Source organism: Allofrancisella guangzhouensis (assembly GCF_000815225.1).
Taxonomy (GTDB): domain Bacteria; phylum Pseudomonadota; class Gammaproteobacteria; order Francisellales; family Francisellaceae; genus Francisella; species Francisella guangzhouensis.
Genome location: NZ_CP010427.1, coordinates 444286 through 470754, shown reverse-complemented (window position 1 = coordinate 470754; position 26469 = coordinate 444286). Strand labels below are relative to the sequence as shown.

Genomic DNA, 26469 nt, shown 5'->3' with positions numbered 1-26469 from the left:
TTTTATTATAAAATAATATAATATTTTAGTTTATTATTAATTATAAAAAGAGAATTAATTATGTTATTCGATGAATGTGTAATATGTTACAAAGAATTAAGACCACCTTTGTTAGTATCTAAAGTATGTACCAATAATCATTACTTTCATTACAACCGTATACAAACATGGCTAAGTCACAATAAGTGTTGCCCTACCTGTCGACAATCAATAGATGTTGAAGAATTTTTGTTGAGTAACAACAATTCTGTACTATCTCCTAAAAATGCTGTCATTCAAGCTTGTGATAATTACTTAAACTATTTTAATGGTCAAGCTAAAGGCATATTTAATCACCATGGTAAAACAGGCAGAAGAAAAGTCCAGAGACTAAAAGAAATATTAGAGGCTGTCAATGACGGTGACTTACGTGGTGTTCAGCAAGCTGTTCGTGTTTTTTTCCGTAACGAATTAAAGGATATAAACGGGCATAACATTAAAAGCCCTAATAATTGCAATCCCCATTCGTTTATTAGTTTTTACTTAAGCATTGTTATGTCCAACAGTTATTTAGTTAAAAAATTACTACCTGAAATTATGCATGATTTTGCTGCAAATCTTTCAAGAAGAGAAGGAAAAATAGATTTCACTTTATCAACGTCACATAGCAGTTTTAGAAACATGGCAGTTTTAAAATTAAGAGATTTAGGGGTAATAGATCAACAAACATATATGATCGGGCGAAATCTAGTAAATAGAAATAGACCCCGCAGATAATTTAAGTCAAAATGTTTCAAATAAACGTGTAGACACCCAAGTTAAGGTTATAGATACCAGAACAGGTGTTGTAATAGTTTATTATAATCCTATACCCTTGAGGTTTTGGATTATTGATTATCAAGTATTTTCTCCTGATCATAACGTGGTAAGTAAAATAAATCGCTAAAACTGTTGGTTTAGTGACTATTCACAAAAACTCAAGTCAATTAAGCTTAGAAGCATCTATAAGTATAGTTCTTTTATAGCCAAAATTGTTATAATAACTACTAAAGCGGTTTTTATAAACACTCTAAATTTACAAGGAATGAGTAATGGAAAAGATCAAAAGGGTTTTAATATCCGTATCAGATAAAACTGGTATAGTAGATTTTGCGAATCAGTTAGCTGAATACGATATTGAAATTTTATCAACAGATGGCACTTCTAAAGTTTTAAAAGAAGCAGGCTTAACTGTAAAGGATGTTTCAGAGCATACACTTTTTCCTGAGATTATGAATGGTCGAGTTAAAACCTTGCACCCTCTAATTCATGGCGGTATTTTAGCTGATAGAGATAATCCTCAACATATCAAAGCTATGCAAGAAAATAATATTGGCGAAATAGATATGGTTGTAGTTAACTTATATCCTTTTGTTAATACTGTAAATTCAGGTGCAGATTTTGATACTTGTATAGAAAATATTGATATTGGTGGACCTTCTATGGTTCGCTCATGTGCAAAAAACCACAAACATACTACTATTGTAACCAATCCAAACCAATACCAAATTATAATAAAAGAAATGGCAGAAAACAATGGCTCTACTACTTTAGAGACTCGCAGAAAACTAGCTTTAGAAGCTTTTTCACATACAGCAGAGTATGATAGTCATATAGCCAACTGGTTTTCTAAAGAATTAAAAGAAGAATACCCTGAAAAACTTTTTTCTGTAGGCACCCTAAAGCAAGTACTTAGATACGGCGAAAATCCACACCAAAAAGCTGCCGTATACTCTACAAACTCTAGCACAATAAGTATAACAAATGCCAAACAACTACAAGGAAAAGAATTATCTTATAACAATATTAATGATGCAGATGGTGCATTTGAAATGGTATGTGAATTTACAGAACCATCTTGTGCAATTATTAAACATGCTAACCCATGTGGTATAGCTTCTGGTGAAAATGCTTATCAAGCATGGCAAAAAGCTTTGTCATGTGACCCTATTTCAGCATTTGGTGGTATAGTTGCATTTAACTGTGAAGTTGATGAAGAGTTTGCAAACTCATTAGGAAAAATGTTCCTAGAGGTAATAATAGCTCCTAGCTACACACCTAAAGCGCTAGAAATATTAGCAAGTAAAAAAAACCTAAGAGTTTTGGAAACAGGTCAAATTTTTGATACTAAATCATCACGTATGATTAGCAAGAATATCCACGGTGGTATATTATCTCAATCTTATGATAATGGTGGTGTTACAATACAAGATTGTAAAGTAGTTACAAATAGAGCTCCTAGCGAGCAAGAATGGGCTGATTTAATGTTTGCTTGGAAAGCAGTCAAATATGTTAAATCAAATGCTATTGTCTATGCTAAAGATACCCAAACTGTGGGAATTGGAGCAGGACAAATGAGTCGAGTTGATTCTGCAAGAATTGGAGCTAAAAAAGCTCAAGCACATGCTGGGGCTATAAACTCTGTAGTTGCTTCTGATGCTTTTTTTCCTTTTGCTGATGGTTTAGAAGAATGTATCAAAGCAGGGGCAAAAGCTGTTATTCAACCAGGTGGCTCAAAAAATGATCAAGAAGTAATCGACGCTGCAAATAAAGCTGGTATAGCAATGGTCTTTACAAGCATAAGACATTTTAGGCACTAAAAACCTATACATAGTTAGATAACCTAGCAAGCTTAATGTACTCTTTTAACTATTTTTTAACATTGAGAATACAATTCTAAAATTCTCAATGTTTGAGAATATTTTTAACGCGGTTAGAAACATATAATTTTAGTTTACAACTGTCTCATAATCATCAACATCATAATAGCCATTAATATCACAGCTAAAACCACATAGCCTATCCTCACCATTTATTTTTAACTTTGGTATCCTTTTGCGAAGTTCCTCAAGGCTACTTTTAATACCAAAATAGCACCCCGAAACATTTAGATATTTCAATTGAGTCTGGTCAAAAAGAAAACTTAAATCTGAAATATTTGTACAATTCGATAAATCTAAAAATTTTATAGTCTTTATATTTCGCTGCTTAAAGATTATTCTTAGATTGCAATCAATAATCTCACACTTAGTGAGGTATAGTGATTCTAAGTATAAGTATTAGCCAATCACATATGCTAAACGATCAGAAATCTTATAGCCTGAAATATCTAGAGACCTCAATTTGCCCAGGTGTAAATGAGCATCTTCATCAATTATTTTTAGCTCTTCTATTTTATTGCCATATAATTTTAATGTCACTAAGTTGTTCGGCTTTGAGCTAATATATTCCACACCTTTATTTGTAATTCCATTGTTAGATAAATTTAATGATACCAAGTTTTTCATCCTTGAGCTAATATATTCCACACCTTTATCTGTAATTCCATTATTCGAAATATCCAACGATTTCAAATATGTTAGACCACTAATATGTATTAAACATTCATCACCAATAGCATTGCCAGAAAAGTCTAGACGTTCTAAATTTGGTAGGTAATAAGCAATACATCTAACAACTACTTTTTCCATACCATAATTAGGGTAACCTGAAAAACCTAAAGTCTTTAAACTTTTTGGTAAAAGTTGTATAGCATTTACTATTGTTTCTCCGTAAGAAAGCTCCATTTGATTTTTTAAAGCCCCATTATGAGAAAGTTTTAACGAGTCTACTTTTTTTAGCCCCCGAGCAATAGCCTCTACTCCTTCAATACCAATATCGTTACCTTCGAGGTCAAGGTATTTCAACTTTACTAGTTTTTTAGAGATATCTTTCGCTCCTTCTTCAGTGATACCACAGCTTGAAAGGGTTAGGCATTCTAAATCTTTTAAATAGAGAGTGATAAATTCTACACCATTATCCTCAATTTTATTACCAGATAAGTTTAATGCTTTCAAACTACTTAGGACTCTAGCAATTTCATATATCCCCTTCGAAGTAATTTCGTTACCATTAAGATTAAGAGAGGTTACTAAATGAGGATACTTAATATCCTTAACTATATTTATGATTTTTTCATTATCTAAATTATAATTAGATAAGACCAAACTCCCATTATTACAAGTTATAGTTTTGTTTATGTTATGAATAAGTTCTTTAAGTTCATCTCTGTACATTAAGTTATTTCCTAATTTTATTTATAAAAATTTAAATATAACATTGTTATAAGTTTATTTCTATATTTAATTACTTTTCAAGACTGTTGGACTAATAATCAAACGTTTTGTTAAATTTAGTAAACTATAGAAATAGCAGTAATTTGTATGTTATTAGTTATGGATATTTTCTTTTTGGGTATTGAGGAATCATTAGGGAGAAACAATAAGTTCGTTAAGTTAAATAAGTTGTTAGACTTTAGTAAGTTTAATAAAGTACTTAAAGGAGTTTATACTCAAGATATAACAAACCAAGATAGGCCAAGTTATGATAGTTTAATGAAGAGGCTCTAATTAAGCTAAAATATCTCTCTTTTTGAGCACCTTAGCATAAAGCTCTTGATACTTAGCAAGCTTTTCTTGCTCTGCAGCAACTACAGCTTCAGGAGCATTTGAGACAAATCTTTCATTAGATAGCTTCTTCTCTACTCTATCAACTTCGCCTTTTAGCTTGTCTAATTCTTTATCTAACCTTGCTTTCTCAGCTTCAATATCAACTAACCCTGCTAATGGAATATTTAACTCAAGCCCTTCAACAATTTGTGATAAAGAAGTTGGCGGATTATCGTTAAACTCAATATCTTTGACTTTAGCTAAAGCTTTTATAAACCCTTCTGTTTGTGCTAGATACTCTTTATCCTTATCTGCAACATCTTTAACAATTAAAGAAATTTCTAAAGATGGTTTAATACCAACTTCACTACGCATGTTACGTAAAGTTGTCACAACATTTTGTAGCCATATGATAGCCTTTTCAGCTTCTGATGCCTCTAAGTCTTGAACAACTACAGGGTAAGATACATCCATAATTGTTTCTTGAGCATTATCTAAATGAGTCTTAAGCTGCTGATAGATACTTTCTGTAATAAACGGTATTAGCGGATGAGCTAAAGCAAGGATATTTTCTAAAACCTTAGTAAGTGTATATTTAACACCATTTTTTTGGCTTTGAGATAGTGACTCATCTTTCAAAGCAACTTTAGCAAACTCAACATACCAATCACAATAGTTATTCCATACAAGGTCATAAATAGTATTTGCTACTAGGTCAAAACGATAGTTAGCAAGATGTCTATGTACATCAGCAACAGCAGTATTTAAGACACTCCAGATCCACCTATCTGTAACACCTAGTTCATAGTTACCACAAACTTTATAATCACCAAGGTTCATCATTACAAATCTTGAAGCATTCCAAAGCTTGTTACAGAAGTTACGATAACCCTCAACTCTCGCAGTATCAAAGCTAATATCACGTGATGTGGAAGCTAATGCTGCATAAGTAAATCTCACAGCGTCTGCACCATAGGCGCTTATGCCTTCAGGGAATTCTTTTTTGGTAGCTTTCTCAATCTTTGCTTTCATTTGTGGTTGCATTAGACCAGTAGTTCTTTTTTTCAGTAACTCTCCTAACGAAATACCATCTATTAAATCAACAGGATCTAAAACATTACCTTTTGATTTTGACATCTTCTGACCTTCGCTATCACGAATAAGCCCAGTAATATAAATATCTCTGAATGGCACATCATTCATAAAGTACATGCCAAACATCATCATTCTAGCAACCCAGAAGAAGATAATGTCAAAGCCTGTTACAAGCACACTGGTTGGATAGTATTTAGCAAGCTCAGGAGTTTCTTGTGGCCATCCTAATGTACTAAACGGCCATAATGCTGATGAAAACCATGTATCAAAAACATCTTCATCTTGCTTAATAACAATACTACTATCTAAATTATATTTAGCTCTAATATCAACTTCATTTTCACCGACATATACATTACCAACTTCATCATACCAAGCTGGTATTCTATGTCCCCACCACAGCTGTCTTGACACACACCAGTCTTGAATATCTCTCATCCAAGCAAAATATGTATTTTTCCAATTATCCGGTATAAATCTAACATCACCTTTCTCTACAGCTTCTATAGCCGGCTTGGCAAGTATATCAGCTTTTACAAACCATTGTTTAGTTAAGTATGGCTCTAAAACCTCACCTGTTCTATCACCTATTGGCACTTTTAGTGCATGTGGTTCAATTTTGTCTAACAAACCAAGAGCTACCATATCAGCTACTATTTGCTTACGTGCTTCAAACCTATCCAAGCCTTGATATTTTGCTGGTACACTAGTATTTAAACTAGCATCATCACTTAAGATATTTAACATTTGTAGGTTATGTCTTTTACCAATTTCATAATCATTAAAATCATGAGCTGGAGTAATTTTAACGCAACCTGTACCAAAGTCTTTTTCTACGTAATCATCAGCTATAATCGGAATCTGTCTATTTGTAAGAGGTAAATTAATCATCTTACCTATAAGATGCATGTATCTATCGTCTTCAGGATGTACAGCTACAGCCATATCGCCAAGCATTGTCTCAGGACGAGTTGTTGCTATGACAATTTTCTCATCACTATCAGCTATAGGATATATAAAATGCCAAAGTGATCCTTTTTCATCTTTTTGAGCTACTTCTAAATCAGAAACAGCTGTCTTTAATCTAGGGTCCCAGTTTACCAACCTCTCACCACGGTAGGCTAAACCATTTTCATATAATTTGATAAAACACTTTTTAACCGCATCAGAAAGACCTTCATCCATAGTGAATCTTTCGCGATCCCAATCTGGTGAAGCTCCTATTCTTCGCATTTGGGAAGTAATAGCACCTCCAGAAAGTTCTTTCCACTCCCAAATTTTACGGACAAAATTTTCACGACCTAGATCATGCCTTGATAATCCTTGGACATTTATTTGTCTTTCTACGACCATTTGTGTTGCTATACCAGCATGATCTGTACCTGGTTGCCATAGTGTATCTTTACCCAACATTCTGTTATAACGTGTAAGTATATCCATTAAAGTCATTTGAAAACCATGACCCATATGTAAAGTACCTGTAACGTTAGGAGGTGGGAGCATTATCGTATAGGCTTCTTTTGATTGACTATTACCACAAGCAAATTTACCTGCAGTTTCCCATTGCTGATAATTGGACTGCTCTATTTCTTTAGGATTATAATTTTTATTCATTTCTTTCATTTATAAAAACCGTAAATTATTATATAAGTTTTAGGAAAAATAATGGAGATAATTTTAGCAAGGTTGGGTAAGAAAATATAGAATCTAAGCTTTTTAATAAATATATTTTAAGAAAGAATAGCCAAATATATAGGTATACCGATGCTTATGTTAAAAACAAAAGTTATAACTAATGCTAAAGCAACCATTAATCCTATATTTCCACCTTTAACTGTTTCAGACATTGCTGCTGGAACAGCTATATAAGATGCTCCGCCAAAAAGTACCGCCAATAATAGAGTATTACCTTCACCTAAATGTATAATGGAACCTAACAAAATAGCTAGCAATGATAAAGCTATTGGCATTAGCACTGCGAAAGCTATTAATTTAAATCCTGCTTTTTTTAATATACCTATTTGCTCCCCTGCTGAAATTCCCATACTCAAAAGGAAAAGCGCTAACATTCCTTTAAACAATGAAGAAGTCAGAGGTGACATATCCATGTTTCCACTATCTCCACACAAAAATCCTATAAACAAGCTTCCTACAAGCAATATAACAGAATAATCTAATAGTGATTCCTTAACAGAATTTAAAAACACAGTAGGTTGAGATGTCTTTGTTGTTTTTTCGATAAAAAGATAATATATCATCGTACCGGCTATTATTGCTGGAAACTCCATAATAGTCAAAGCTACTATCATATAGCCATCATAACTTACACTATCTGCCACAAGTACATTTATTGCTGTTATAAAAGTTACAGCACTTACAGAACTATATGATGAAGCTATCAAAACAGAATCTGTTCTTGCCTTTAAAATCCATTTCTGTAAAAAAGCATATAACACAAAGGGCATTGTAAAAGAAAATAACATACAAATTATTATCACCAAAATACCATTAGTATCTATGCCATTATGATATATTTGAAATCCCCCTTTATAACCTATAGAAATCAATAAATATATAGATAAAAACTTTTTTATATCATTAGGAATATGAATATTACTTTTAAAAATTGCTGCTATAAAACCTAAAAAGAAAAATAGTATTGGAGGTGTTATAAGAGAATTCATTTGCTTAACCTAAAAAATTATAGAACTAAATTATAGCATTAATATTAGAGTATAAAAGTGTTAATATTTATATGTCAAAATTAAATGTCTTCTCCTGTATTTAATAATACAAACCCAATAACACATCATATAGGATCTTTACAAAATCTTTTTAAAATACCCACTACCTCAAAAAAGAATAAACTTATACAAAAGACAACCTTTTAGAGAATTATTTGGAAAGTCTTTTAACAGCTATTTTAGTATTTAATAGTATCTATGTTTAAACCCAACTTCTTATAAAAAATGTATTTCTTGCGAGAAGCTCCTAAAACGTTTTCATCTTGATACACAAATTCGATAAGGTTACCTATAGATATTTTCTCTAATTCTAAAGGAATGTCGATTAAATTAATTAGCTCGTCAAAACCTGATGTAATAAACATATTATCTGTTATCAACACTGGTATATTTCTAAATGTATTGTAATCTTTAGCATTAGTAGCACAGAAATGTGGTATAAAACTCTCTTCTCCAGCCTGCCATAGCTTATTATCTAGCTTTTTTGCAATAACTCCTGGGGCAAGTATTACTACCGTTTTACCAGCCTCATATACTGAGATAATTCTTCGAGCTATTACCTCTAAAATCTTTGCTAGATCATCTATCTGTAAAACATGAAACTCAACTCTCATAGAAAACTATAAACCTAATATTTATTATTTAGTAGTTTAGCAAATAATCAACTAATTACCTTGGTATTTAAAAGCTAATTTTAATTTGTTTATAAAATCGCCACCTAATACAAAAAAACTACCTATAAACAAAATATCTCCACTAAATAATATAAACATCATATTAACTTTACCAATATGATCAACCTTATCAAACACAAGGATTAATTCTATCAATGCTGTTGGATACAACAAACTACTAAAAAACATTATCATACCTATAATATATCTTTTGTAGCTTATCGGCTTATCTTGGATAAACGTTTTTTTAAAAATTTTAGCAATAGTAGCCTTAATTGTAGAGATTATTGTTTTACCTAATAACATTACAGATAAAATAAATATACTTTCTGCACTTACTAGCAATATCGATGATATAGCAAGATAACTAGAAGTTGACAAATTCATAAAAGGCATAACACAAAACACTAATATATACGGTATAAATGACAGTATAAAAAAGCACACTCCTAAGTAATATTTCCAATCTTTTTTTTGCATAATTAATTCCTTAAGACTTTACTTTTCGTATAAACCTTTAATCAATTTAGCAGATTGATGACTTTTTTGCTTCTTATTTATACTGCTTACTAATTCCAATAACTCTTCGTGTTGATTAAAACTTTTATCTGCATATATTGCTGCATTAAGATTTTTCAATACCGGCAAAAGTTGTGGTACAAAATCAGCTATATCTAATAATGAAAAGATCTCTTTCTCAAACTTTAAGCTTGCCCAATTAATTAAAGCTTTTTGCAAAGCAAAATTATCTTTATTAGAACAAGCTTTTTTTATTTCTTTTAGAATTTCAAATCTCTTGGGTGCTACACTTTTAGTATTTTCACGAGGGTATGATTGTCTAACTTTTATAAGTTTACATTTTAGTAACAAAAGTAAAGTAATAACCCATAAAATAATAAAAAATATTGCAATATTCCGCCAAAAAGAATCTACTATTTTTTTATAGATTACTTTAGTGTCTGGAGTTGAAGACTCTAAAAGGTTGATATTTGAAATGTTACCTTTTTGAATATTAAATTCTTTTGCAGCTATTTTAGCTACTTTTGAATTATGAGTATCTACATCGTACCATTTAAGTTTAAGTTCTGGTACAGTGACTTTACCTTGTTTTATTGGCATATAACCAATCTTATATGTTGCTACTCCTGTAAGCTTGCCACCATTTTCAATATCTTCTAATTTTGGCTTTTCAGCATATATATTAAAACCATCTGTAGATTCAAATTCCAATTTTGGAATATCATCACTTAAAACACCATCTGCGGTGATTTTTATAGTCCTTGTAACAAGTTCTCCCTCTTTAATGTCTATTTCCTGTGACCAGTTATCTTTTAAGCTAACACTTGACGCTGGAAACCAATCTTGAATATCCACATTATCTGGAATAGGTACTATATTTAAGCTAAGAGGTTTGGTTGATACGTATTCTGTTTTAGCACCTAGCTGACCAAACCCATTGGGCGTAGCAATTTGTAGAACCATAGCTGGGATGTTGATCTTACCTGTACTATGGGGAACTATCAACAAGCTTTCCTCCAGAACATCATACATTCTACCATTAACTCTTTTTTGATAAACCACTCTATGACTAGTCTGGCGTATCTCAGAATTTTTAATCTGAAATGGTTTAGCTTGAAGGCTTAATATTGGTTTTGAATAATAAAACTTAAGCGTATAAAGCACCGGTACGTTTACATAGCTTTTTGTAGCTGCTAAAGTACCTATTGCAAAAAGGTCATTATATTTAGTTTCTTCTTCATTTGATAATGACTCATCAACTTTGATTTGTATAGGTTTGGTAGTTTGATTGCCGATTTTAATTGCTGGAACAGTTAAATTACCTGATTTATTTGGCATTAGAGTAACTATCATTTCATATTGAAAACTCTTCTTACCATTTATAATTGTTGTTTTATTACTAGTACTGGTGTTATAGACTATAAAATCCTTATCTAATACAGATAAATCCGGTTTAGTATTAAAGTTATCTAATTGTAATACTAACTGAGCTGTTTCACCCTTTTCAAGGTGAGTTCTATCTATAGTTGCTGATACATCAGCATAACTAATATTAATTAATGTAAACAATATTAATAATATAAAGCCAACTGTTTTAAATAGATTAATTCTCACGACTAGTTCCTATTATTCTTTGGTAATCCCTTACAAACTTATGTCTTAAAAGCCCACCTGGGTCATCATCTATCATGGACAATAGTTTGTCTGCCTCTTTTTTGCTAAGTTGATCTTCTCGTGATTGACCAGCTGTATTTTGTTGAGACTGGTCTTGATCACTTTGATTATCTTTATTATCTTTGTTATCTTTGTTATCTTTGTTATCTTTGTTGTCTTTGTTATCTTTGTTATCTTTGTTATCTTTGTTATCTTTGTTATCTTTGTTATCTTTGTTGTCTTTGTTGTCTTTGTTGTCTTTGTTGTCTTTGTTGTCTTTGTTGTCTTTGTTGTCTTTGTTGTCTTTGTTATCTTTGTTATCTTTGTTGTCTTTGTTGTCTTTGTTGTCTTTGTTGTCTTTGTTGTCTTTGTTGTCTTTGTTGTCTTTGTTGTCTTTGTTGTCTTTGTTGTCTTGAGAATTATTCTTTTTTTGCTGTTGCTTTTCTAGCTCTTTTGTAATTTCTAAGTTATTTTTTGCATCTTCAAAGTCTGGTCGCTGTTGTATTGCTTTATTATACGCATCTATAGCTTCTTTATATTTACCCAACTGAGTCAAAGCATTTCCCTGGTTATACAACCCGGTTGCTGAGCTATCTTTTTTAAACTCATCATATGCGTTTTGGTAATCCTCAGATTTGTAATAAGAAACTCCTTTCCAATGACTATTTTCAAATGCTTGGGCTGCATCTTTAGGCTTTGCATTATCAAAATAGCTCATTCCTTGTTGATCTTTAGTTTGCCACATATTATCCCATGTGCTAGCTAAAGCCAAACCTGATAGCGAAATCATAATAAATATTATTTTTTTTAACGACATACTCTCTCCAAAAAACCTCTTCTAAAGAGCAATGCACTCAAAATAGTTAGTACCCAGATTATATAAACACCTTCATCTTGCCAAAACATATTTACTAATAATTGCTCGGATTTTCTAGTATCTGCATTATTTTTTATGCTTGTAAGTAAAGCTTTTACATCATTATTATTAGCTGTTAAAGTAATCAGCTTACCATCACCAGCTTGGGCTAAACTCTGTAATTCTGGCAGATTTACACCAAAATATTCTATATTTCCTTGCTCATCTTTTAGATAGTTACCGCTTTTATCTTTTGCTATACCTCCTTTTGGGGTACCTATAGCATAAACATCTACTTTTATATTTTTGTTTGAGAGTTTTTGAGCTTCTTTTATTGCTTTATCAGTAGGTGTAGAATCTGTAATTAGAATTATTTGTCCTTCAGTAGCCCCGGCTTGAGATATCAATTCCGCTGATTTTTGCAAAGCTTTAGCAATATCATTTCCTTGTACTGGAACAATATCTGTATTTAATACTGAAACCAAATTTTCTACTGTTTTTGCATCAGAAGTAAGTGGAGAAACTACAAAAGCCTCACTTGAAAATACCACCATGCCAACTTGTCCCTCTGTAATTCTCTTTAAGATGTCATATATTTTATACTTAGCTCGTTCAAGGCGACTTGGAGAAATATCTGTTGTATCCATTGACTGAGAAACATCTAAAGCTATCACTCGTGAGGTACTTTTTTGATATATAACAGCCTCTTTAAACTTCCACGTTGGACCAGCTAAAGCCACTATAGCTAATCCCCAAATTAATGAAAAACCTAATGGTAACAATGATTTTTTGATTTTCGACTCTTGCCCAACTAACAAATGATCTAATAAATGCTTATCACAATCTTTAGCCCAGCTATTTGCTTTTGCTGAATCTTTAAATAAGAAAACTACAATAAGCAATGCTGGGATCAAAGCTAAAAGCCACCACGGACGTAAAAAATGCAACATTATCATATTTTATGCCCTCTCCTACGTTTAAGCCAAATAATCGACATAATAAAGCTTAGTAACAATGCTACTCCCAAACTCCACGGGTAAATGTAAGTAACTGGTCTGATTACTGTTTTATCTGATTCAACTGGTTCTAATTTATCAATTTCTTGATAAATATGCTGTAAATCTTTACTATTTTGAGCCCTAAAAAATTCTCCTCCAGTCATTTTGGCAATCTCTTTAAGCACATTAGTATCTAAATCTTCCGAGGTATTTATAATTCTTTGGCCAAATGCTGTTTGCATAATCATCTGCCCCCCACCTAAACCAATGGTGTATACTTTTATACCATTTTTTTTAGCAAGTTCAGCTGCTTGTAATGGCTGTAATGAACCAGAATTATTCTCACCATCTGTTAATAGTACTAAAGCTTTTGATTGGTTTGGGTATTGCATAAGTTTTTTAACAGCAAGACCTATAGCATCACCTATAGCAGTCTGAGGTCCAGGCAAAGCTATACTTGAATCATTAAGCATTTTTTTAACTGTTGGAATGTCAAAAGTAAGCGGCGCTTGTAAATACGCCTTACTTCCAAAAAGTATCAATCCCACCCTATCACCTTTTCGGGTCTCTAAAAATTGGTTAGCAACCCGCATAACTAGATCAAACCGACTTTCCATTTGACCATCAGCTTTTTTCATATCTTGTATTGCCATACTTCCAGATAAATCAATAGCTATCATCAGATCTCTACCACTTTGTGGCAAATTCATTGGTTTGCCTAACCATTGCAACCCTGATCCTGAAACTACCAAAAACACCCATATAATACCTAATAGATACTTTAGATAATTAGCACGCCTAAAATTACTACTTCCACCATCGGTAATTTGCGATTTTATTTCCTTGAAAAAAGGGGTTTTTAAAGCTAATTGCTCATCTTTTTTTGCTCTAGGTAAAATCCAATATACCAAGACAGGTAAAATAATCAATATTAGAAACCAAGGGTATTCGACCTTTATCATAAAACCCTCCTTAACCATTTTTCTGACACTGTGATTATCTCTTGTAACTCAGCAGTTTCTAAAATTTGTAGCTTATAGCTATCAGTAAGTAATCTACCAGATGATTTAGAAAATTCTTGATTGTCTAATTTAGTATCTAAAAACTCAATCCACGCCTTACTGTGCAACACTTTAATATCTTCATTAGGAAATTTCTGCAGTGCTACTCTTTTTAGATAAATAGATATATCTTGTAATACTTCTTGAGGTTTATTTTCGAGGGTCTTTTGAATTGTGGCTTTAAAATCGTTTATAATAGATTGCTTGTATATTTTACGTTTTTTCTTTCTATAAAAAAGAAACGCTATTAAAACTAATCCGACAACAAAAATACCTATAACGATCCACCAACCATATGCTAGTGGCCACCATTGAGACACTCTAGCAGGTAGATAAATATCTCTTAACTGATCTAAAAGATTATTAGTTTGCATAGTTAACTATCCCATGATTTATGGTTTTTACCAAATCATCATTTGTTGCTATTTCTATGAAGCCTATTTTATGTTTATGGGAGAAACCTTTTATAGCTGTATACCTAGTACTGTATATATCTTGATAAATTTGATTTTGTTTTTTATTCGCAGCATCTAAAACAATTTTTTCTTTACCATTACTAAAATAATAAAGACCCAAAGTAGGTAGAGCTTTTTCTATAGGATCATAAGTAAAAATGTTTATAATTTGATTCTTTCTAGCCAAAAACTTCAGATATTGCTGAGCGTCACTATTGAAATCAGTAAAATCACTAATCAATATTACTATACTATTACTACGTATTTTTGAATATAAAAATTTTAAAACCGTCGCTAAACCACCTTCAGATTTAGTCTGGTATTCAATTTCTTCAGAAATTATAAAATTAAACATTTTAACTAAAGATGTTTTATTTTGTTTAGCCGGATAAAAGTTATATCCATTATCATCAAAGACTACCCCGCCGACTTTTTCATGAGCTTCTAAAGCCCCAAAGCTCATTAAAGCCAGAGTGTTTGTTGCCTTTACTGATTTAAAACACTCTCTAGTACCGAACTTCATAGTACTACGCTGGTCTAGTACAAAATATACTGTACGCTCCTTTTCTTCATGATAAACTTTAGTATAAGGCTTACCTAGTCTAGCTGTAAGTGACCAATGCATCAAGCGGATGTCATCACCAGCCTGATAATGGCGAACTTCATCAAAGTCCATACCCCGACCTTTCGCCTTAGAAAGGCTACTACCAGCATTTATATTATTAACTCTTTGGTTAGCAAAAAGCTTTAAAGCCTTTGCTTGGTAACGATAGTTTAATAACTCACTGATTTCTGGTTTTATACCTTTATAGCTTTTCATTTAAGCTGACCCTCTATGGAACTGGTACTACCTTGAGTAAATTGGTGATAACATCATCAGTTGTTATACCATCGACTTCAGCCTCAAATGTTAACAATATTCTATGGCGTAAAACTTCATATATAACAGCATGAATATCACTTGGAGACACAAAATCATTACCAGATAACCAGGCATGAGCTCTTGCTGCTCGATCAAGGGCTATCGTACCTCTTGGACTTGCTCCAAAAGATATCCATTTTGCTACATCTTGACTGTATTTAGCTGGATTCCTAGTTGCTAGTATTAACTCTATGATATAGTCCTCTACAGCCTGAGACATCTGTATATTTAGTACTTCTTTTTGAGCTGTAAAAATTACTCTTTGAGTGATACTAGGATACTCAAACTTATATCCTAAAGCTTCGCCACGACTAATAGCCAGTATCTTAGCTTCCGTTTTAGGATCTGGATATACTATTTTAATAAACATCATAAACCTATCCAATTGAGCTTCTGGTAAAGGATAAGTTCCCTCTTGCTCAATAGGGTTTTGAGTAGCCATTACCATAAACAAATCTGCTAATGGATAAGTTCTTTTACCGACAGTTATTTGTTTTTCACCCATTGCCTCAAGAAGAGCTGATTGAACTTTAGCAGGAGCTCTATTTATTTCGTCAGCTAAAAGTAAATTATGAAATAGTGGTCCAAATTGAAACTCAAAACTTTGTTGTTGTGGCACATAGATTTCTGTGCCCGTCAGGTCAGCTGGCAGTAAATCAGGAGTAAATTGCACACGATGATACGAGCAATCTATACATTCTGATAACGTTTTTATTGCTGTAGTTTTTGCTAGCCCTGGAGCTCCCTCAACCAACAAATGTCCTCCTGCTAAAAGAGCGATCAATAAACGTTTATTTAAATTTTCTTGTCCAACTACTCTATTATTTAAAAATTCTAGCAATTCACTAAACTGATTATATGCTGACACAACCTTTCTCCAAAAGCCTAAATACCACTTTGATAAAGTATAGGGTCTATTATTGCTTTTTCAAGGTTTGTTAGTACCTTTTGCCTCACCTAAAGGTTGTTAAGTTAATGATCTATAGTAAAATAAAATAAGTTAGCTAAATTTCCTAGCAAGCTCAAATTTATCAACTATAAAAATTAAAGTTCGTCGTAAAGAACATTATCATTCTGATAATCAACAGAAATATAACATTTTTTTATGCTATATAGCTTTTACAAAGAAGCGTATCCTATACAAAAAGCTAGATATATTGTAAAATTTAGGTTAGCTCTATTTGATTAGGAGATTCTAAAATGAAAAACATGAAAATACTAACTCTATGTTTGATAACTGCTTTAGTGCTATCTGCATGCTCAAATAATAGTAGCTTAGCTGAAGATTTAAACTCAACGAGTAAGTCTGTCGTTAACTTTATAAATGGTATTTTTTCTGCCGAAATAGATAATACAAGTGTCCAAAGCGTTTACAATGCTACAAAATTAGCCCTTAATAACAATGGAAATTATGATATAAAAAAGAGTGATATAAAAGACGGTTACGCTGAAATATCTGGTATCGTTAAATCAAATAAAGACCCTTTTGAAATAAAAATGATAAAAAGTAACAACGATATAATAAATATGTACATCAAAATAGGTACTTTTGGTGACAAACAAGCTTCAGTGAATTTACTTTCTGACGTAAGAAATATTCTAGGTTTATAAAATCTGATGATTATTTCTAAAACTCCAAGGATTCTTTCTATTCAATCTCATGTCGCTTATGGTTACGCAGGTAATAAAGCAGCTATATTCCCAATGCAGAAGCTTGGCATAGAAGTGTCTCCTATTTACACAGTACAATTATCTAATCATACTCAATATCAGCACTATAGAGGATCTTTTTTTAGTGCAAAAGGAGTCCAAAACGTTATTGATGGTATGATTGTTAATAATTTTTTAACTAAACACGATGCTGTGCTTTCTGGTTATATAGGCGATATTAAAGTAGCTAAGGTTATTGCCAGTACAGTCAAAATCATTAAAAAAAACAATCAAAATGCTCTATATTGCTGTGATCCAGTATTTGGCGATATCTACGACACTAATGACCAGCAAGGGCACATTTTTGCGACAGAAAAGCACCCTCACATTTTCTTGGAGCATTTATTACCTATAGCTGATATTATTACTCCCAACTTATTTGAGCTTTCTGTACTAAGTGAAACTAAAATTAAAAACTTTGATGATATTATCAAAGCTTGTAAAAATCTAATAACTAAGACTAGAAACCCAAACCAAATAATCATTATTACAAGCACAACTTTTAACAACTCTACGACTGGTATTGCAATATATCATAAAAATAAATTTAAATACTTAGAATCACCAAAATATAAAGTTCAACCATCTGTAAGTGGTTCTGGAGATATCACAGCTGCGATGTTTTTAAGCTATCTCTTAAAAGGCAAAAACCTTTTTCAAGCCTTAAATAAAGTAACTAAATGTTTAGATGGCATATTTAAAACCACCCATGAGTTAAACACAAATGAATTAGCTCTAATACAAGCACAAAAATATATCAAATAATTATGCAACGTTATAGTAAAATTATAAATGTTTATCGCTACAAGCGTGAAATAGTACTCTTAAAAAGCCGACCTTGTGCTTATGGAAAATGTTCTTTTTGTGATTATATTCTAGATAATTCTAAAAATATTGATGAAATTAATTCAATAAATTTTAAGGTACTAGAAAATATAACTGGCGAATTTGGCATTTTAGAAATTATCAACTCTGGCAATATTTTTGAACTTCCTCTAGAAACAAAAAATCGTATAAAACAAATTGTTAAAGAAAAAAACATTAATCTACTTTTTGTTGAAGCACACTGGATGTACAAAGACCATTTACATAAGATCAAAGAAATTTTTGAAACCAACATATTTATCAAAACAGGATTAGAAAGCTTCGATTACAGTTTCAGAGAAAATATTCTTAACAAAGGCTTTAACTATAAGTCTCTTGAAGAGCTTAGCAGTCTATTTGACTCTGTTTGTTTACTAATAGGAGTAAAAGGACAAACTAAAGAAATTATAAGAAAAGACATTGAAATAGCAAAAAAACATTTTAAGCACACAACCTTGAATATCTATACAAACAACACTACTAAGATTAAAGCAGATGATGAATTAAAAAAATGGTTTTTAGAAGAATACAAATATCTATATAATAACCCTCAGTTTGAGATATTAGCCAATAATACAGACTTTGGTGTAGGTTAATATAATATTGTATAATTAATTAATTTTTATAAATAAAATTATTAAAAATATGATAGAATTAGTGTAAATAAAATTAATTAGTAAGGAAGACTTAGTTGAAATACACAATACAGCAAGTTGCTGAGCAAATTGGTGGTGAGTTAATTAATTTTACCTCTACCAATAACCTCCATATATCTGGTTTAAATTATGCTAATTTAGCTAAAAATGGTGATTTAACCTTAATAAACAAAAGTGAGCATATTAAACTTTGGCAAGATTCTAAGGCAAGTGCCGCAATCATTAGCAAAGATTTACGCGAAGCTATAAAAGAAACTAATAACAATAGACCTTTAATCCTGGTAAATAATGCAGATTTGGCTATGGCAAAAGCTTTAGAGCTATTTTCTAAGCCTAACCCAGAACAAAATGGTATTCACGAAAAAGCCGTTGTCGAACCAACTGCAACTATTGGGGCTAATGTCTCTATCGGATCAGGAGTCTACATAGGAAAAAATGTAGTTATTGGTGATAACACTACCATATATGCAAATGTAAGTATCTATGATGAAACTACTATCGGACAAAATTGTATCATATGGCCAAACGTCACCATTAGAGAAAGGACTCAAATAGGACACTTTTGTAGGCTTTACTCAAACTGCTCTATTGGCAGTGACGGTTTTGGATACAGACCTTCAGAGGATGGTAAAAGTATAATCAGAGTTCCACATATTGGAAATGTTATTATTGGCAATTATGTTGATATTGGCTCATCAACGTGTATAGATATTGCTAAATTTGGTTCAACTATCATTGGTGATTTTACAAAAATTGATAATCTTGTACAGATAGGTCATAATGTGACTATTGGCAAAGGTTGTATGATATGCGGCCAAGCCGGGATTAGTGGTTCTGTAACTATTGGAGACGGAGTTATAATAGCTGGCAACGCTGGCATCAAAGATCACACTAAGATAGGAGCTGGTGCTAGAATTGGTGCTAAATCTGGCGTAATGAAAGATGTACCTGCTGGACAAAGCCAGATGGGCTACCCTGCTTATGAAGGGCGGGAATTAATGCGCCAATGGGTAGCTATTAAGCAACTTCCAGATACTATGAAAAAACTAAAAGCTTTAGCAAAAAGTTTAAATATTGATTTATAAAAAACTTAAATAGCCTCACTGGCAGCAAAAAATTAATACGATTATAATCATATTTTGCTATCTATTTTCACTTATATATATTCCAGTTCAAGTAAATTCTATATAATACCTACCTGAAAGAGTTAAATGGCTAGCCATTTTTAGTTACTTTTCGTTTATTTGATTTCCACAAACCTAATAAACTACATCCTAAACCCTCTTTCAACTAATTTCAAACTATTTAAAAATACAATCTAAGAAATTATGCTTAGGGGAAAATAGCTTAAAATGACTTATTATAATAATTTTAAAAAAAAATATATATAAAATATCAAAAAATTGTGAATGGGGTGACTACTATGATACTTTAGGTCTCCCAAGTGGATTATGCTTTGGACTTTCTGCCATGTGGGGACAAGCCATCTTAGCTGATGATGTGGTTACATTTTATGAGAGGTTGCAAATACTTACAAGTGAAACTATGCCGCAAATGTCATTTAACGGCAAAGAATATAACAAATTAACTGATCTGATTAATCACGTATACTTATTTGAAAAAGAATTATCTAAACACAAATCAGTTGGTCAGGCTAATTTATACCTAAATCTTGGAAATTCTAAGATTACATACGAATTAATCATATCAATAAGAGCATTTTTAGATGGATTATTAGCATACCATAAGCCTAGTAACACATTTTTAAATAATGATTATAAAATAGCAAACCAGAACATATTAAAAACATCTCCGTATGTAGTAAATAGCGAATTAACACATAGTGTTAGTAAAGTTTATAATAAGAATCTTAATATAACTCACACAGAAAACTCTTCTTTATTGCAGGTATACAATCAACCGTTCTATGGCAAGGTTTCAGACTACACTGACGTTTTTAATTCTTTAATCACTAAATGTATAGAGTCTGGATTACATTTTTATTTCTTTTTAAATAATGTTAACCATGCTGTAGCAATAAGTCATGACGGGGCAAATCTGTTATTTTATGATGCTAATTTAATGCAGCAGAATAGTTTTAAAGCTAATATCATATTAAATGCAAATGATAGTTATAGAAAATTAGTCGGTGAAATATTTGATGCTTTTAGATTTAGTTCAAATCACTTTCAAACATTGGCTTTAAATATATCAATCTATATGAACCCCAAATGCCCGCAGAATTATAGTTCAGTTATTTATAGAAATGAATATGAAAGGTTGCAGCTTCAAAATATAAAAAAATATTCTTGTAATTTAATTCTAAATAATAAAAACGGCATCTATCATAGTCATAAGATAGTAGATAAACTTAAAAGTTTTACTAACGTAAGCGATATGTTGTCATATATTAAGAAAGGGAATTTTTTAGTGGTAGATGAACAAAAGTTAAATAATAACGATTATAACAATTTCGCTAAAAAATTAGACGAAAAACCTGAGTATTATAATATAATTCATGAAATTATAAAATATACTGAAAAAACCTTCAAAGAATACGTAAGCCTTGAGAGTTATAAGCCATACCTTATTGAAACCATTACAAAAATTACATCTTGGAAAGATAGTGAACTATTATACGTTGCCTGCCAAGGGGGCCATACAGATGTAGTCAATCTATTATTACAAAATAATGCTAACCCAAACCAACTTACACCAGATGGATCATCACCTTTACATGTTGCTTGCGAACATGGATACACAGACATAGTCAATCTATTATTACAAAATAATGTCAATCCTAACCAACCTAAAACAGATAAATCATCACCTTTATACATTGCTTGCGAACAAGGATATACAGAGATAGTCAATTTATTATTACAAAATAATGCTAACCCAAATAAGCTTAAAACAGATGGTTCATCACCTTTATACATTGCTTGCGAACAAGGATATGCGGAGATAGTTAACCTATTATTAACCCATAACGCTAACCCAAACAAGCTTAAAACAGATGGCTCATCGCCTTTATATATTGCTTGCCAAAATGGTTATGTAGAGATAGTTGAATTACTACTGCAACGTCCTAGACTAAACAATACAACAGAAATGATTAGTCAATACTTCATCGGAGGGTGTGATAAACTTTCAAATAACAAGGTACTAGAAAGTTTAAAAAAATCTTTCCCAATATATAACATCAATACTGTATGGGACATGCCTATAGACAGTACTAAAACAGAACCTTTAACTCCTTTAATACAAGGATGCTATTTTATGAACAATAGAAGTATATCATGGCTTTTAAATAATTATAGTTCTAGTCTAAGTAATTCTGTAAGGTTTAAAAACAAAGATGCTTTAGAGTGGTACCAAACCCATCAATTTAAAGAAGGATATGACAAAAATATAGAACAGCAACTACGGAGCCTAACACAAATCTAATCTTCAAATTAATATTACAGCAATAAATATTGTTTAGTACAGGCAAAGTTTTATGAGTAAATAAAGGTCTTTAAGCCTTTCTCATTAAATAATATTATATAGTTAATAACTAGGGTTAAATGTGGAATTAGAATTAAATGCTAAAATATTGAAAATATTAGCCAAAGGAGAAACTATATGCTGGAATACTCCAGAGCTTGGAGTTACTCTGAAAACCATGGCTTCACTTCCAAAATTGCTAGGTCGTCCTGATTGTGAAGCTGGTATTTTCTATGCTAAACCGTCTATAAATCCTAAGCTTGTCAATAATATTGGCAATCATGTATCAATTTTTAATGGCAAGTACCCACCAGCGTTTCATCCGAATTTTTTAACCAGAAAGATGCTTACTCCCACCATGGGATTGAAAGTTCAAAATGGTAAAGACGCATATCAAGACCAAAACCTAGCTGCAACCATAAATACATCGGGGTTTTTAAGTAATCATTTTTGGAGTCGAAAAATTATTGCTCATTCACACCCATCATACGATGAAACTAAAAATCTTGATTTTGCAAGCCATAAAAAAGATAGATCTGAACTGGGATATGATATAAAGGTTCAAGGACCTGAATTTGGTCTTGTCCGTCGCAATTCTGGAACTACTTTACTATTTAATAAGGATGGAGCTTGGAATAAAATTAGGGAAGATAATTACTGGGAAAATAAGTTAAATTTGGATAAAAAATTTTCATACCTTAAAACTCATCGACCAGTTGATACTGAACATAAAGAATATATAAATCATAAAGCAAATATAGAAAAGGAGATTCAACTTAGAAATGTCACTCAACGCGACCTAGAGTTATTATATTGGCGACTATGTAATGAGGAAATCACTATAGAGCTTTGTGAAGAATTAATAGAGTTCCCAATTTATAACTTGTCCTGCGAAACTGCTTATAATAAGTATAAAAGTATTATAAAACCTATTAGTAATTCTCATATAAATATATTTGATTTGTTATGAAATTCACAGATATGATTTCAATCTTCTCATAGCTAATTCAACAGCATATTATAAAGACTGATTTAACTGATTAAATGGACTCGCTTGCTGGAGCAGCGATGCTTCAAAGAGCAAGTTGTTATACTTAACCTCAGTTCGGGCTTAAAAGAGTTGTAAATTAAAGGTTTGTGAGTATTTTTAGGTTAAAATAAGCGAAAAACCTTTAAATTCTGACAATAATGATAGATCAACTTATTTCAAGCTTTCAGAATACAATCTAGCACTATAGAAAAATATGAAACTAAAATTAAACCTTATATTACATTAACAACTTTACTAAGAACAGATAAAAGCATCATTGGCATAATACCTAAGAAAAGTAACACTAAACCATTCACACTTAACGCTACTAAAGAGGTAAGTGGAGCTTTTACTGCCTCTTCATTTTCAGGTTCATCAAAGTACATCATTTTGATAATACGGATATAATAAAATGAAGCTATTACCGCCATGAATAACACAAAACAAGCCAAAATGTAACTACCATTATTTATCAACCCCATAATAACAAATAATTTTGCAATAAACCCACCAAATGGAGGAATACCAGACATTGAGAATAATACTATCAAGAAAATAAATGCCAACCATGGATCTTTTGTATTAAAGCCTTTTAAATCATTAAAGCTTTGTACTTCATAACCCCCAATACTAATAGTGGTTAAAACACCAAATGCTGCCAAAGTTGTAAACACATATACGACCACATAAAAACTAGCTGCCACCAAGGCATAACCTTGTGGTTCTAGAGTTGTTGCTAATAGTACAAAACCAATTTGTGAGACTGTTGAATAACCCAACAGCCTTTTTATATTAGTCTGTGATAATGCTACTAAACTACCAAAGAATATTGATGCAATACCAATTACTCTAAACAAATATACCCATGAGGTTTTAAATTCAGGGAAACCAACAAATAAGATATTTACCAACATAGCAAATGCTGCTACTTTAGGGATAGTTGCTACAATATTAGCAACCGCATTTGGTGCTCCTTCATACACGTCTGGCAACCACATATTAAATGGCGCTGCACCTAGCTTAAATAAGAAAGTTGCTGTCATCATTACTAAACAGATAAGTAAGAATTTGTATTCTAAACTGTCAAAGCTATTAGTAGTTATAAATTTAGCAATATTGGTAATATCAAGCTGTCCTGTAATACCATAAACGAATGACATACCAAAAAGTAATAATCCTGAGGCAATTGCTCCAAGGATAAAATATTTAATTGCAGCCTCTAAACCTTTACCAGATTCACGATAAATCGCAATTAAAGCATATAATGGCAATGACAATAATTCCAAGCCAATATAAATAGTTATCAAATTATGTGCTGCAGTTAAAACCATTGATCCCAAGATAGCTAATATTAGCAATGTATAAAAATCACCATCGGAAATTTTTCTATCTTTAACATACTCACGTGAGTATAAAGCAACAAATAAAGATAACACTAAAATTACAAGTTGTAATGTATAGGCAAAGCCATTAAAGACTACTTGACCCTCAAAGGCACTTCCTGCTTGTAAAATATACTCTTTAGCAAAAGTAGCTATGAGTGCCAAGCTTACAAACACCTGAAAAAAGATATAATTAATATTCCTAATTTTACCATGCAAAAATAATCCCGAGAACATTACAACTAGAACACCTATTGCTAGTAATATTTCTGGTAAGATAAAAATAACAGATAAATTCATAACACCACCTTATAGAGATAAACCAACAATATGTGCCGAAGCTGCTGCTGAAAGCTTAAGGATCGGCTCTGGATACAAACCAAACAATAATGTTGGTACCGCTAATAATATAAACACTAAGATTTCCATTTTATTTAAGTCTTGCAAACTAGCTACTTGTGGTGAAACTACTTCGCCAAAAAAAACCCGCTTATACATCCATAGAGTATAGATTGGAGCAATAACCAAAGTTAAACCAGCTACCAAAGCTATAAATGGCGAATATTGAAAAACTGCTAACAATATCATAAATTCACCCACAAAACCACTAGTACCTGGTAAACCAACGTTAGCCATACAAAACAGTAAAAAGAACGTTGCAAATATTGGCATAGTTTTTGCTACACCTGAAAACGATGATATCTCTCTTGTATGCATTCTTAAATATAGATAACCAATACCTATAAACATACCGCCTGAAGAAAACGCATGGGAAATCATTTGGAATACTGCACCTTGGATTGCCATTTGAGCGTGCGTTACTCCAAATGCTGGATCAGCTTTGATTAAAATAAATATAGAGAATAAACCAAGCGTTACTAGCCCCATATGTGAAATTGAAGAATATGCAATCAATCGTTTAACGTCAGTTTGAGCAACAGCAACAATACCAACGTACACTATCGCTATTAAAGACATTATAATCAAAACGTATTCCAGAGATGCTGTAACCTCAGGTAACATTGGGATTGCAAATCTTAAAAAACCATACGCTCCCAACTTAAGCATCAGAGCTGCTAATATCACTGAACCCCCAGCTGGTGCCTCAGAATGAGCATCAGGTAACCATGAGTGAAAAGGCCACATTGGTATTTTTACAGCAAATGCTAAGAAGAAAGCACCAAACACTAACCACTGTGCTGTAAGTGTAAACTTAACGGTATCAGCTAAACCTTGCGACTGTGTAGCCCAGGCTATAAAGTTTTGGATAGAGTAAGTATCAGCATTGACCAAAATACCTGTAGAGGAACTAGCTACCCTAGTCTGTAAATATAATATAGCAGCTAATAAAAACACTGAACCAAAAAATGTATACATGAAATATTTAAGAGCTGCATATGCTTTATGCTTACCACCCCAAATACCTATACCTAAACAAGTTGGAATAAGTAAAGCTTCCCAAAATACATAGAATAAAATTGAGTCTGTTGCACAAAAAACCCCATTAGTAAGACCACATGTTATCAAAAAAATTGCCATGTATTGTCTAACTTTGACTTTAATAGATGTCCAAGCAGCTAGCACTATCACCAAAGTAGTAAAAGAGGTTAATACAATAAACAAAACTGAAAAACCATCAACACCTAAGCTATAATAAACGTCATGTAATCCAAATACCTTAAACCATTTTACAGACTCTTGGAACTGCATCGCTGAACTAGAAGGATCAAACGCTCCTACTAACGGAACACACAAAGCTAACGTTAAACCACTAAATACTAGTGCAACCCAACGTGCTGCATCACCATGTAGCTCCTTTGTTTTAGTGGCTAGAACTACAAAACCACCTACAATAGGTAGCCAAATTATTAAGCTTAATAAGTAATTTCCTAAATTCATAGTATAAATCTATCCTCTAA

General features: G+C 31.9%; 24 protein-coding genes. 9 read left to right on the top strand and 15 right to left on the bottom strand.

Annotation, left to right across the window (positions count from 1 at the left end):
• Window positions 1-60 precede the first annotated feature (60 nt).
• The gene (locus tag SD28_RS02135; RefSeq protein ID WP_157698620.1) at window positions 61-756 is read left to right on the top strand and encodes an RING finger domain-containing protein; all 696 of its coding nucleotides are present in this window, start codon (window positions 61-63) and stop codon (window positions 754-756) included.
• Between the two features lie 314 nt (window positions 757-1070).
• The gene (gene purH / locus SD28_RS02130) at window positions 1071-2618 is read left to right on the top strand and encodes a bifunctional phosphoribosylaminoimidazolecarboxamide formyltransferase/IMP cyclohydrolase (RefSeq protein WP_039123500.1); all 1548 of its coding nucleotides are present in this window, start codon (window positions 1071-1073) and stop codon (window positions 2616-2618) included.
• Window positions 2619-2747: 129 nt separating this feature from the next.
• On the opposite strand, the gene SD28_RS08055 is transcribed toward purH, so the two are convergent.
• Window positions 2748-2918, bottom strand: coding sequence for a hypothetical protein (locus SD28_RS08055; protein ID WP_157698619.1), 171 nt, complete (start codon window positions 2916-2918; stop codon window positions 2748-2750).
• A 159-nt stretch (window positions 2919-3077) separates the two neighbouring features.
• Window positions 3078-4073: a leucine-rich repeat domain-containing protein gene (locus SD28_RS07755; RefSeq protein WP_052251858.1), complete on the bottom strand. Its 996-nt coding sequence runs from the start codon at window positions 4071-4073 to the stop codon at window positions 3078-3080.
• Between the two features lie 147 nt (window positions 4074-4220).
• Between SD28_RS07755 and SD28_RS02120 the strand changes: the two genes are divergently transcribed.
• Entirely contained in the window at window positions 4221-4406 is a 186-nt protein-coding gene (locus SD28_RS02120; protein WP_039123499.1) for a hypothetical protein, read from the top strand.
• Here the strand turns inward: SD28_RS02120 and SD28_RS02115 are convergent, their stop codons facing one another.
• The 11 genes from SD28_RS02115 to SD28_RS02065 form a co-directional block, all read right to left on the bottom strand.
• Complete coding sequence (locus SD28_RS02115) at window positions 4407-7163, bottom strand: valine--tRNA ligase (RefSeq protein ID WP_084593805.1); 2757 nt, start codon at window positions 7161-7163, stop codon at window positions 4407-4409.
• 107 nt (window positions 7164-7270) lie between these two features.
• Complete coding sequence (locus tag SD28_RS02110) at window positions 7271-8224, bottom strand: sodium-dependent bicarbonate transport family permease (protein WP_039123498.1); 954 nt, start codon at window positions 8222-8224, stop codon at window positions 7271-7273.
• A gap of 239 nt (window positions 8225-8463) precedes the next feature.
• Window positions 8464-8898 (bottom strand): DNA polymerase III subunit chi, encoded by a 435-nt coding sequence (locus tag SD28_RS02105; protein WP_039123497.1) that lies wholly within the window; start codon window positions 8896-8898, stop codon window positions 8464-8466.
• Between the two features lie 51 nt (window positions 8899-8949).
• Window positions 8950-9438, bottom strand: coding sequence for a transporter suffix domain-containing protein (locus SD28_RS02100; RefSeq protein ID WP_039123496.1), 489 nt, complete (start codon window positions 9436-9438; stop codon window positions 8950-8952).
• 18 nt (window positions 9439-9456) lie between these two features.
• Window positions 9457-11091, bottom strand: a complete 1635-nt coding sequence (locus tag SD28_RS02095) for a BatD family protein (protein ID WP_039123495.1) — start codon at window positions 11089-11091, stop codon at window positions 9457-9459.
• Window positions 11081-11947, bottom strand: a complete 867-nt coding sequence (locus SD28_RS02090) for a tetratricopeptide repeat protein (RefSeq protein ID WP_039123494.1) — start codon at window positions 11945-11947, stop codon at window positions 11081-11083. Before SD28_RS02090 ends, SD28_RS02095 begins: the two co-directional genes overlap by 11 nt.
• Window positions 11938-12939 (bottom strand): vWA domain-containing protein, encoded by a 1002-nt coding sequence (locus SD28_RS02085; RefSeq protein ID WP_096334718.1) that lies wholly within the window; start codon window positions 12937-12939, stop codon window positions 11938-11940. Before SD28_RS02085 ends, SD28_RS02090 begins: the two co-directional genes overlap by 10 nt.
• Window positions 12939-13946, bottom strand: a complete 1008-nt coding sequence (locus tag SD28_RS02080) for a vWA domain-containing protein (RefSeq protein WP_039123493.1) — start codon at window positions 13944-13946, stop codon at window positions 12939-12941. The genes SD28_RS02085 and SD28_RS02080 overlap by 1 nt, the downstream gene beginning before the upstream one ends.
• On the bottom strand, window positions 13943-14419 hold the full coding sequence (locus SD28_RS02075; protein WP_039123492.1) for a DUF4381 domain-containing protein: 477 nt from the start codon (window positions 14417-14419) through the stop codon (window positions 13943-13945). The genes SD28_RS02080 and SD28_RS02075 overlap by 4 nt, the downstream gene beginning before the upstream one ends.
• Window positions 14409-15320 (bottom strand): DUF58 domain-containing protein, encoded by a 912-nt coding sequence (locus SD28_RS02070; RefSeq protein ID WP_039123491.1) that lies wholly within the window; start codon window positions 15318-15320, stop codon window positions 14409-14411. Before SD28_RS02070 ends, SD28_RS02075 begins: the two co-directional genes overlap by 11 nt.
• A gap of 13 nt (window positions 15321-15333) precedes the next feature.
• Window positions 15334-16290 (bottom strand): AAA family ATPase, encoded by a 957-nt coding sequence (locus SD28_RS02065; protein WP_039123490.1) that lies wholly within the window; start codon window positions 16288-16290, stop codon window positions 15334-15336.
• Window positions 16291-16622: 332 nt separating this feature from the next.
• Between SD28_RS02065 and SD28_RS02060 the strand changes: the two genes are divergently transcribed.
• The 6 genes from SD28_RS02060 to SD28_RS02035 all read left to right on the top strand — a co-directional run bounded on the left by SD28_RS02060 (window position 16623) and on the right by SD28_RS02035 (window position 23108).
• A complete protein-coding gene (locus tag SD28_RS02060; protein WP_039123489.1) occupies window positions 16623-17033 on the top strand; it encodes a DUF3568 family protein in 411 nt (136 codons plus the stop codon).
• A 6-nt stretch (window positions 17034-17039) separates the two neighbouring features.
• Window positions 17040-17897 carry a pyridoxal kinase gene (gene pdxY, locus SD28_RS02055; RefSeq protein WP_234385039.1) on the top strand — a complete coding sequence of 286 codons (858 nt, stop codon included), beginning with the start codon at window positions 17040-17042 and terminating at the stop codon, window positions 17895-17897.
• Window positions 17898-17899: 2 nt separating this feature from the next.
• On the top strand, window positions 17900-18592 hold the full coding sequence (locus SD28_RS02050; RefSeq protein WP_039123488.1) for a radical SAM protein: 693 nt from the start codon (window positions 17900-17902) through the stop codon (window positions 18590-18592).
• A gap of 95 nt (window positions 18593-18687) precedes the next feature.
• Window positions 18688-19737 carry a UDP-3-O-(3-hydroxymyristoyl)glucosamine N-acyltransferase gene (lpxD, locus tag SD28_RS02045; RefSeq protein ID WP_039123487.1) on the top strand — a complete coding sequence of 350 codons (1050 nt, stop codon included), beginning with the start codon at window positions 18688-18690 and terminating at the stop codon, window positions 19735-19737.
• A gap of 385 nt (window positions 19738-20122) precedes the next feature.
• Complete coding sequence (locus SD28_RS07750; RefSeq protein WP_052251857.1) at window positions 20123-22099, top strand: ankyrin repeat domain-containing protein; 1977 nt, start codon at window positions 20123-20125, stop codon at window positions 22097-22099.
• Window positions 22100-22220: 121 nt separating this feature from the next.
• Window positions 22221-23108 (top strand): hypothetical protein, encoded by an 888-nt coding sequence (locus tag SD28_RS02035; RefSeq protein ID WP_039123486.1) that lies wholly within the window; start codon window positions 22221-22223, stop codon window positions 23106-23108.
• A gap of 293 nt (window positions 23109-23401) precedes the next feature.
• Here SD28_RS02035 and SD28_RS02030 read toward each other — a convergent pair whose 3' ends face one another.
• Both SD28_RS02030 and SD28_RS02025 read right to left on the bottom strand, forming a co-directional pair.
• Complete coding sequence (locus SD28_RS02030) at window positions 23402-24850, bottom strand: NADH-quinone oxidoreductase subunit N (RefSeq protein WP_039123485.1); 1449 nt, start codon at window positions 24848-24850, stop codon at window positions 23402-23404.
• 9 nt (window positions 24851-24859) lie between these two features.
• On the bottom strand, window positions 24860-26449 hold the full coding sequence (locus SD28_RS02025; protein WP_039123484.1) for a complex I subunit 4 family protein: 1590 nt from the start codon (window positions 26447-26449) through the stop codon (window positions 24860-24862).
• Window positions 26450-26469: the final 20 nt, after the last annotated feature.

Bases quoted from the DNA above. Each gene is read 5' to 3' on its own strand.
- SD28_RS02115 (WP_084593805.1), bottom strand. From the start codon at position 7,163: ATGAAAGAAATGAATAAAAATTATAATCCTAAAGAAATAGAGCAGTCC.
- SD28_RS02110 (WP_039123498.1), bottom strand. From the start codon at position 8,224: ATGAATTCTCTTATAACACCTCCAATACTATTTTTCTTTTTAGGTTTT.
- SD28_RS02135 (WP_157698620.1), top strand. From the start codon at position 61: ATGTTATTCGATGAATGTGTAATATGTTACAAAGAATTAAGACCACCT.
- purH (WP_039123500.1), top strand. From the start codon at position 1,071: ATGGAAAAGATCAAAAGGGTTTTAATATCCGTATCAGATAAAACTGGT.
- SD28_RS07750 (WP_052251857.1), top strand. From the start codon at position 20,123: ATGTGGGGACAAGCCATCTTAGCTGATGATGTGGTTACATTTTATGAG.
- SD28_RS07755 (WP_052251858.1), bottom strand. From the start codon at position 4,073: ATGTACAGAGATGAACTTAAAGAACTTATTCATAACATAAACAAAACT.
- SD28_RS02080 (WP_039123493.1), bottom strand. From the start codon at position 13,946: ATGATAAAGGTCGAATACCCTTGGTTTCTAATATTGATTATTTTACCT.
- SD28_RS02090 (WP_039123494.1), bottom strand. From the start codon at position 11,947: ATGTCGTTAAAAAAAATAATATTTATTATGATTTCGCTATCAGGTTTG.
- pdxY (WP_234385039.1), top strand. From the start codon at position 17,040: ATGATTATTTCTAAAACTCCAAGGATTCTTTCTATTCAATCTCATGTC.
- SD28_RS02050 (WP_039123488.1), top strand. From the start codon at position 17,900: ATGCAACGTTATAGTAAAATTATAAATGTTTATCGCTACAAGCGTGAA.
- SD28_RS02060 (WP_039123489.1), top strand. From the start codon at position 16,623: ATGAAAAACATGAAAATACTAACTCTATGTTTGATAACTGCTTTAGTG.
- SD28_RS02105 (WP_039123497.1), bottom strand. From the start codon at position 8,898: ATGAGAGTTGAGTTTCATGTTTTACAGATAGATGATCTAGCAAAGATT.
- SD28_RS02120 (WP_039123499.1), top strand. From the start codon at position 4,221: ATGTTATTAGTTATGGATATTTTCTTTTTGGGTATTGAGGAATCATTA.
- SD28_RS02100 (WP_039123496.1), bottom strand. From the start codon at position 9,438: ATGCAAAAAAAAGATTGGAAATATTACTTAGGAGTGTGCTTTTTTATA.
- SD28_RS02075 (WP_039123492.1), bottom strand. From the start codon at position 14,419: ATGCAAACTAATAATCTTTTAGATCAGTTAAGAGATATTTATCTACCT.
- SD28_RS02070 (WP_039123491.1), bottom strand. From the start codon at position 15,320: ATGAAAAGCTATAAAGGTATAAAACCAGAAATCAGTGAGTTATTAAAC.
- SD28_RS02030 (WP_039123485.1), bottom strand. From the start codon at position 24,850: ATGAATTTATCTGTTATTTTTATCTTACCAGAAATATTACTAGCAATA.
- SD28_RS02025 (WP_039123484.1), bottom strand. From the start codon at position 26,449: ATGAATTTAGGAAATTACTTATTAAGCTTAATAATTTGGCTACCTATT.